An 8,341-nucleotide genomic window follows, 5' to 3' on the forward strand; every position below is an offset into this window, starting at 1 on the left:
TTCGCTCTGTTGCGTTGTTGGCGTTGTTGTGGGGGTCTGGGTTGCGGGGCGGCGGGGGGGGGGGGGGGGGCGGGGGCGCCCCCCCCCCCCCCCCCCCCCCCCCCCCCCCCTACTCCTACCGACTCAGGCTTCGGGCTCGGTGTCAGCGTCCCACTCTGCTTGGGCGCGAGCGCTCCTGCGGGAGCCGTGCACCGTGTAGCCGGCTCGCTGGCCGTTGCGCCAGCACGAGAGCCAGGTCTCTTCCTCCGAGGCGGCGTCCGTCCAGTCGCCGAACGCCACGAAGCGGGGGTGCTCCAGGTTCCCGCGGTTGTCGACGTCTTCCGCGTTGGCCGCCGTCATGACGAGGTCGGCGATGTCGATGGTCATCGCCGCGACTGCCGCCTCCGGGCTGTCGAAGGCGACGGCCTCCTGGGCGCCTCCGCGGCACGCGTAGATCCAGCGGCCGTGGTCGGCGAAGACGTCGAACTGCTCGTCCATGACGACCAGCGACTCAAGGGTGTCGCTGCGGTTCCAGGGGTCTTCCAAGTCCTGGAGGTCAACTTGGACGCCGGGCTGAAGGTGATGGTTGGTCATGGGGGCTCCGCTTCTCTGCTTCACTGCATGGGGGTTAGCCGACTACCAGCGCACTGGCTCTACCGGGAGCCCCTCTGCGTGCGCAGAGCGGCCTGTGGCGTCGACTACCTCTGCGTGGGCAGAGATCAGGAGCGGCGAAAAAGTCGACATTGCCACCACTCGGTGGACAGGCTAACAGCTGCACTGACCAGCGTTGATGCGGGTGCCTCGGTGGCCGCCAGCGTCCTGCTCGGCTTCGTCCATCAGCGGTGATGTTGGGGTGTCCACCTTGTGGGCCCCAACTGGGTGTACCGGGCCCAGCCGGACTTTCGGGACACGCTGGCGAGGCCAGCGCCGTGGCGAGCGCGCCGGCCTCAGACTGGTCGAGATGCCGTCCCCGACCGATCTGGAGCGCCACGGTGATCACCAGCGCCACCACTGCCCCCGAACTGGCTCGCGTCCTGCTGGACGGCGTCGGCAACGAGGCCGTCCAAGCGGCTGTGGGCCGATGGTGTCCCATCGAGTGGTGTAGCCGATCAAGGCGGCAAAAGCGCAGTTCACGACCGGAATCCCGGCTTCGGGAACCCAGTCTTGGCTGACAAGGCGTCAGCCTGTGGGCTTCAGTCCGAGCGCGCCGTCCGGTCTCCCGGCAGCTGCGCACCTGTGAAGCTCTGAGGCAAGATCGGCTACACCACTCGGCGGGACATGACCCTGTGGGCCTGCTGGAAGCTCACCAGGACGGCTTCTGGCTGCGTGAGCTCTTGGAACCGGACGGCGCTCTTTCTGCCGCGGTGACGCTGGACGACGGTCGACCGTGGGTCGAGTGGGACTCGGTGGGCGGCTGGCCGGCGGGAGGCGGTGAAGCGTCGGCGACGGCCCGGAACCCATTCCGGCCTCCTGCGGCCGAGCAGCCCGCAGTGGTGCTGCGCCCGGCCCGCCGACCGCTCGATACCGGCAGACTCAGTTTCTCCGCGCCCGACATGCAGGGCTGAGGGCATCCGCGCGACCGGGTGCCGCCTGCCTGGGGCGTTCCTGTGATGTGGGGTCGCTGGTGCAGTACGGGCGATCGCGCCGGGCGCGGCGTTGCCCACGTGGGTGGGCCCGCACACCGACCGGCGGGGTGCGGTGCGCAGGCCCGCCGGGGAGCCTACCGAACAGCCGGCACCGCATCGCTGGCGGCCATCGGCCACTTCTGTGATCCGCATCCATGGGGCCCGCCCACATCCAGGGGGATGGCATCACCGCGGTGGTATCGGCGAGAGCCACGGTGGCGACTCTCGGACCTGTCCGGTATCGCTAGTTCTCGGCGACTACACCGATTCCGCGAGGGTCAGCCCGGCCAACTGTGCCGCACCGACACCCGCGCCCACCCTGCCGAACGCCCCCACCAAATGCGCGGCACGCCCCTGAGTACGAGCCGCACGGGGCACCCAACAGCCGTCGCCCGGCTATCACGGGGGTGCCCCGCGGGCCGTCCCACCACGCGGCTGCGGTGTACGCCGACCACGCCGCCACGACCCGCACCCACGGCCTCGCCGAGCCTTCTGCCCACAGCCCGGCCCTGGCGGAGGCAGCGTACCGCCTCCACGTCGGGCTCGGCCTCGAGCGCGCCAGCGCGGCCTCACCCTGCGGGCCGACCACCTCGGCGCAGGCGAGCGGGCCAGTCAACAGCTCACTCTGGACGGCGCCACCGAGCAGGCCCGGCACCGCGAGAGTGCCACCGGCCGGGCCCAGGCCCGATACTGCCCCCACGCCATCGCCCCCGCCGCCCCGCTCCCCGCCGCGGTCGACGGCCGGCCTCAGGGTGGCTCGGCGCCGGATAGCGGCCACGAGCAGCGTATGGTCACGCCGTGAACGACCCGCTGACGCCACCCGCCGACACCCGCCCGCCCGGACCGGCGGAACCGAACGAGCCGGTCCCGCCAACCGTCGAGGGCCTCGTCGAGGACACCATCTGCGCCACTGTCCGCACCGGGCAGCCGGACGCCGGGCGCGTCCTGGTCGCAGAGCTCGCACGCCGTGGGAGCGACGCGCTGTGGGAGGGCGCGCTGCTGTTCCTGGGTCCGCTGTCCTCGAAGCCGGTTCAGGGACTGCCCGAGCACCAGCACGTTGACCAGCTTCGCCGAACCGCCCGCTCCGCCGACCCCGTCACCGCGCTCGTCCTCCACACGATGGCCGCCCACCGCGAGAGTGGCGCCACCGCCGCGCGCACCATCTGGGACCGGGCACCGGAACCCATCCAGCACGTGGCGCTCCTGCAACTGCTCATCACGGTGAGCAGCTCCATCGGCTCCGCCCAGGGCCGACTGACCGCGACACAGACGGTCACGCTGATCCGTGAAGTCATCCCGCCCTCCAGCTCCTGGCTATGACGTCGCCAGGAACCGTCAGGACGGTCAGTCTGTTGCTGGTCAGTCCCGGTGCGTGCCCTGGGTGATCCGGTCGATGACGGCCGTGGCCTGTTCCGGGTTCTCCTCCAGCCACCTGCCGAGGTGTTCCCGCACCGTCTGTTCGACGCAGGCGCGGACTGCGACGTTGCCCAGCCGGTCACACATGGCGCCCTCGAATTCGGGGTGGTCGAGCTTCACCGACACGACCGCCGTCAGGCCCTCGCCGATCCGGTCGAAGCTGAGATCGGGGTCCGCGGCTGTCAGCAGGCGCCGCCCCCGTGCGTAGGTGTTGACCGCGGCCGCCACCCCGTCGTGGAAGCCCACCGTGTGTGTGCCGCCGCCATGGGTGGGTCGGCAGTTGGCGAAGCCTTGGACTCGCTTCTCGCGGGAGCCGCACCACCGCAGGGCCACCTCCACTGTCCCCGCCATCTGCGGCTCCTCCCGCTCGAAGCCGATGACGTCCGGGTGGACGGGCTCCCCGGCCTGATCCACGAGGAAGGTGACGAAGTCTCGCGCCCCGCTCGGGAAACGGAACCGCACCGAGTGGGACTCCGCCGCGCGGCGATGTTCGGTCAGCGAGATATCCAGGTCCCTGTTCAGGAAGGCCAGTTCCCGGTAGCGCTCCACCAGGGCGTCGAACGAGTACTCCGCCGTCCCGAAGATGTCGGCGTCGGGCCAGAAGGTGATGGTGGTCCCGCTTCCGGTCGCCGGCCCCGCGGCAGTGGGCGGCGTGAGCGCGACGCCGCGTGCGTACTCCTGGACCCAGCGCACCCCCTCGCGCCGCACCTCGGCCGTCAGGCGGCTCGACAGGGCGTTGGTGACGAAGGGTCCCATGCCCCAGTGACCGAGCGTCACGTCGTGGCGGCCACCGGGCCCCACCACGGCGTGCGGGCGGGTCAGCAGGGTCTCAAGGCCTGGACCACCGGTATCCCCGGCGTCCTCGATGGGGACGCCGGGCCCATCGTCTGCGACCCGCACGCCGCCGTCGGATGTGAGAGTGATGTCGACGCGGCCGGCTCGACCGGCCAGGACCTCGTTCACTGCCCGGTCTGCGACCTCGAACACCAGCTGCCGCAGGCCGCGTTCACCGGTCGAACCCACATACATCCCGGGCCGCTTCCGAACGGCTTCCCTCCCCTCCAGCACCTCGATCTGGCTGGCGTCATATCCGGTCGATTCCCCGCTCACCGTGTCCCCTCCAATGGTGTCCAGCAGAGCTCCCCAGCTTAGGCGAGTTCCAGGAAGACACCAGGTCAGGCCATGTTTGCAGAAGGCTCGGGCGGGCTCGTGAGCGCCTGTCCGCGGGCGGACGACCCAAGGGGTCGCGAACTGCCGCCGGATCGCGGCGGCGGGCCCGGCGAAGCCGCGCACGACACCATTCCCGGCGGCCCCGAGGTCCCCAATTTCATCAATTTTGGCGTCGCTCTGGGACACCACGTCCGCACGGCCGCAGCGACCCAGCGGCACCCCGCGCAAGGCGCGCGCGTCGTAGCTCCGCGCTGTCTCGAGGTCGGCCAGTGGCGGCCGGGCTACGGCTGATCAGTGGTCCAATTCGGGGAGAAGTGTCCGTCGGCGGCGGCCTACGCCGCCGACGACGTGGGTCGGCGTCAGTTCTTGGGCCAGCCCCGATCGCGCGGGCCTCGATACTGCCCGTGCACGGCCTGACGGCCCCGGCTGGCCGCTCGACCCCGGTGGCTGTTCCGTTGTTCCCCGAGGCCGATACTGTGGTTCCTTAGGTCGTAGGGGGAAGTCGGGAGCCATGGGCGAGGCGATAGCGGACGGCGGCGCGCGGGACGACACGATCCAGCCGTCCGAGGACGAGGCGCGGCAGGAACCGGTGTGCCGTCCGCGCTCACGCCGGGCCCGACGGGTGCGGCGGGCAGTCATTGGCGCGACCGCCATCGTCGTCCTCGCCGCCGCGCTGGGTTTCGCCGCCTGGTGGACGGCTCCGTTCGAATCGGTGTCGAAGCCGCACGGCCCAATGCCCGCCGAGGTTGGCGGTCCAGTGGTGTCCGGACCGACGCACTTCGGCTTCGTGGCCGATCCGGTCCTGGTCGCCGGGCTGCTGATCGAGCGGCACGGTGACGGGGTGCGGGCGGAGAACCCCGCCACCGCCGCCGCGGTCTGGACGCTGTCGCGCCCCGGTCGCCCGACGGTGGTGTCGGTCGGTGCCACCGGTGAACGCTACGCCGTCGTGCTGTGGAGCGACGGCCGGCTGGACTTCGTCGACGCTTCTACTGGACGGCACTGGCACACCACGGCGCCGCTGCCGCCGGCCGACAGCTGGGAGGACGAGCCGGACGGCATCGATGGCACTATGGCCGGGTTTACCACCACGACCGGCACCCCGGCGATCGCGCTGGCCTCCCCGTCCGCCGTCACCGCCTTCGACGCGGCCGACGGCAAGCGCCTGTGGACCTACCGGCTGACCGGCACCTGTCCGGCCGGCACACGTGCCGCCACACCCTCGGTGCAGAGGATGATCCCGGCGCCCGCCGCCTCCGGAACCGGACAGCCACAGTTGGCGCTGTGGACATCCTGCCCCTACACAGGCCCTTCCAGGGACTACGTCCTGGACACGGCGAGCGGCATACCGGTCGCCACGCTGAACGGTCTCCCCGGTGAAGCGCTGCGCCCTACCGGCACCGGCGACTACCTGCAGACGCCCGACACCGGCGACAATACCGTCGGAAACGACCGGATGCTGTCCGGCAGCACCGGGGCGGATCTGGGCGGATACCCGTACAACGTTGGCGGGACCGCGACCGGCAGCGGTCTGCTGGTGTTCGTCCCCTACATCGAGAGGACCTCGGTGGCGGTCTACCGGGCGTCCGACGGGACTGTGGCGTGGCGCCAGGACTTCGGCTCCGACGCGGTCGAGGATGTAGCGGTCTCGCCCGGAGGCATCGTGCGGGTGATCGTCCGGGGCGTGGGCGGTCCCACCCTGGAGTCCTACAGCGCCACCGGACAGCACCTCGGCTCACTGGCGCTGACCCCCTTCGACCACGGCGGTCGGCCGCTCTTCTCCGGCGACATCGACGGGACGCTGATCATCTGCGACGACAACACCCTCACCGACATTGGTTCGCGCTCCGGACCCACCTCCGCTCCCCGCGCGTTCATGACGATCACCGCGGCAACGCGATAGGCGGCCGGTGACCGCAGGACGGCCGGGCGGCCCTCGACGGCGTCTCCGCAGGACCCGCTGCTAACCGACCGTCGGAGACCTACACCGGCGCCTAGGTTCCGAGCCTTCGCTGGCTTCCCTGTCAGTCGATCTTTAGTAGCCGGTTGTCAGTCTTGCGGTGTCCTTAGCAATGCCCGCGATCGGTCGTGGTCGGCTCCAGGAACACCAACGTCTTGTGGTTCCAGCGCCCCTCGGGTGATGCGTACCCGGCAGCCTCCACTGACTCCCGACCTACGAACGGCGCGAGCAGACCTCGACGCAGCGCCTCGCGGGTGAGAATGTCCACCTCGGCTGCGACTGCCTTCAAGGCGTCGGCGGCGCGGGCAGCTCGCTGCTGGGCGGCAGCGAGAGCAGCGGAGAGATCTTCGAAGCTCGGCTCGCCCTCGGTTGGCTCCGCGCCCCGGGGCCTGCTGAGCCGTTCTGAGGGCTTCCCCGTCGCGCCGGTGCGTTCCAGCTGCGGGCCGCGGCGGACAAACACGCCCTTTCCCGGGACCGCGTAGACCAGGCTCTCCCGCTTGAGTGCACGCACCACGTTCTGTGCAGTCGAGTTGGCGATTTGGAACCGTTCCTGGAGTTCCCGTGCAGAGGGAAGCTGGTCACCCGGGGGGCGCGGAGCAATGCTCAGATTCTGTGGATCGGCTGGGGGAGGACGTACCTGCCCTGGTGATCGATCGATAGGTCACCGAGCAAGGCCGACGTGGGCGCGTCGGCCGGGAAGGCATGTCCGTGCTCACCGTAGTCAACCCCGACGGCACCACCGACGGCGGGGCATCCCTGCTGGACGACATCGTCCGCGAAGGCGCGCGCCGGATGCTGGCCGCCGCGCTGGAGGCCGAAGTCGACTCCTACATCGCCGAGTTAGCCGAGCAGCGCGACCAGGACGGCCGCCGCCTGGTGGTGCGCAACGGCTACCGCCAGCCTCGGAAGGTCACCACCGCCGCCGGAGCGGTCGAGGTCAAGGCCCCGCGGGTCAACGACAGGCGAATCGATGCGGTCACCGGCGAGCGCCAGCGATTCGCCTCGGCGATCCTGCCCCCGTGGTGCCGCAAGTCTCCGAAGATCGCAGAGGTGTTGCCGCTGCTCTACCTCCACGGCTTGTCCACCGGTGACTTCGTGCCGGCGATGGAGCAGTTCCTCGGCTCCTCAGCCGGCCTGTCCCCGGCCACGGTGACCCGGCTGACCACCCAGTGGCAGGCCGACCACCAGGCTTTCCAGCAGCGCGACCTGTCCGGCACCGACTATGTGTACATCTGGGCCGACGGCATCCACCTGCGCATACGCCTGGACGAGGCCAAGGCCGCCGTCCTGGTCGTGATCGGCGTGCGCGCGGACGGCACGAAAGAGCTGGTCGCGATGGCCGACGGCTACCGCGAGTCGTCGGAGTCGTGGGCCGGACTACTGCGGGACTGCGCGCGCCGCGGCATGCGCGCCCCCGTGCTCGCGGTCGGCGGCGGGGCGCTCGGGTTCTGGAAGGCCCTGCGCGAGGTCTTCCCCGACACGCGCGAGCAGAGGTGCTGGGTTCACAAAACCGCCAACGTCCTGGACTCCATGCCGAAGTCCGCCCAGCCGGCAGCGAAGAAGGCCCTGCAGGACATCTACAACGCCGAGGACCGCGAACACGCGGAGCAGGCCATCACGATGTTCGCGAAACTCTACGGGGCGAAGTTCCCCAAGGCCGTCGCGAAGATCATCGACGACCAGGAGAAGCTGCTGACCTTCTACGGCTTCCCGGCTGAACACTGGATTCACTTGCGCACGACCAACCCAATCGAGTCGACCTTCGCCACGGTGCGCCTGCGGACCAAGGTCACCAAGGGCGCAGGCAGCAGGGCAGCAGCCCTGGCCATGGTGTTCAAGCTCGTCGAATCCGCCCAGCACCGGTGGCGCGCGGTGAACGCGCCCCACCTGGTCGCCCTGGTCCGGGCCGGCGCCTGCTTCGAACGCGGCCGGCTTGTCGAGCGGCACGAGATCACTGCCGCTTGACGGCACGTGCTCCAAGCCGGACCGGGTACTCCGAAGCGGGGGCCAGCCGGGGCGGCGGTGTCAGTGGGTGCCCGCTGTGGCGGCGAACGGCCCGTCCAGAGCTGCCCATTGCAGTGGGTGTGGTGTTTTCAGGCCTTTCGGCCCTCGTCGTCGAGGGCGTGACGGACGAGGGCGAGGTCATCCGTGTGTCGGCGCGGACCCGGGACGATCCGGTGCCGTGCCCGGCGTG

The 8,341-nt window shown here is 70.5% G+C and carries 7 protein-coding genes; 4 read left to right on the forward strand and 3 right to left on the reverse strand.

Going from position 1 to position 8,341, the window contains the following annotated elements; genetic code table 11:
- Window positions 1-123: 123 nt before the first annotated feature.
- The gene (locus ACZ38L_RS37390; RefSeq protein ID WP_465702178.1) at window positions 124-573 is read right to left on the reverse strand and encodes a hypothetical protein; all 450 of its coding nucleotides are present in this window, start codon (window positions 571-573) and stop codon (window positions 124-126) included.
- A gap of 692 nt (window positions 574-1,265) precedes the next feature.
- Here ACZ38L_RS37390 and ACZ38L_RS37395 point away from each other — a divergent pair.
- Both ACZ38L_RS37395 and ACZ38L_RS37400 read left to right on the forward strand, forming a co-directional pair.
- Window positions 1,266-1,544, forward strand: coding sequence for a hypothetical protein (locus ACZ38L_RS37395; RefSeq protein WP_465702181.1), 279 nt, complete (start codon window positions 1,266-1,268; stop codon window positions 1,542-1,544).
- Between the two features lie 858 nt (window positions 1,545-2,402).
- Entirely contained in the window at window positions 2,403-2,924 is a 522-nt protein-coding gene (locus ACZ38L_RS37400) for a hypothetical protein (RefSeq protein WP_465702183.1), read from the forward strand.
- Between the two features lie 39 nt (window positions 2,925-2,963).
- Here ACZ38L_RS37400 and ACZ38L_RS37405 read toward each other — a convergent pair whose 3' ends face one another.
- On the reverse strand, window positions 2,964-4,376 hold the full coding sequence (locus tag ACZ38L_RS37405; protein ID WP_465702186.1) for an ATP-binding protein: 1,413 nt from the start codon (window positions 4,374-4,376) through the stop codon (window positions 2,964-2,966).
- A 325-nt stretch (window positions 4,377-4,701) separates the two neighbouring features.
- Between ACZ38L_RS37405 and ACZ38L_RS37410 the strand changes: the two genes are divergently transcribed.
- Complete coding sequence (locus tag ACZ38L_RS37410) at window positions 4,702-6,090, forward strand: PQQ-binding-like beta-propeller repeat protein (RefSeq protein WP_465702189.1); 1,389 nt, start codon at window positions 4,702-4,704, stop codon at window positions 6,088-6,090.
- A gap of 163 nt (window positions 6,091-6,253) precedes the next feature.
- Here the strand turns inward: ACZ38L_RS37410 and ACZ38L_RS37415 are convergent, their stop codons facing one another.
- Entirely contained in the window at window positions 6,254-6,805 is a 552-nt protein-coding gene (locus tag ACZ38L_RS37415; protein WP_465702193.1) for a GntR family transcriptional regulator, read from the reverse strand.
- A gap of 50 nt (window positions 6,806-6,855) precedes the next feature.
- Between ACZ38L_RS37415 and ACZ38L_RS37420 the strand changes: the two genes are divergently transcribed.
- Entirely contained in the window at window positions 6,856-8,112 is a 1,257-nt protein-coding gene (locus tag ACZ38L_RS37420) for an IS256 family transposase (RefSeq protein WP_465702191.1), read from the forward strand.
- Window positions 8,113-8,341: the final 229 nt, after the last annotated feature.

Source organism: Kitasatospora sp. NPDC024654 (assembly GCF_055559155.1).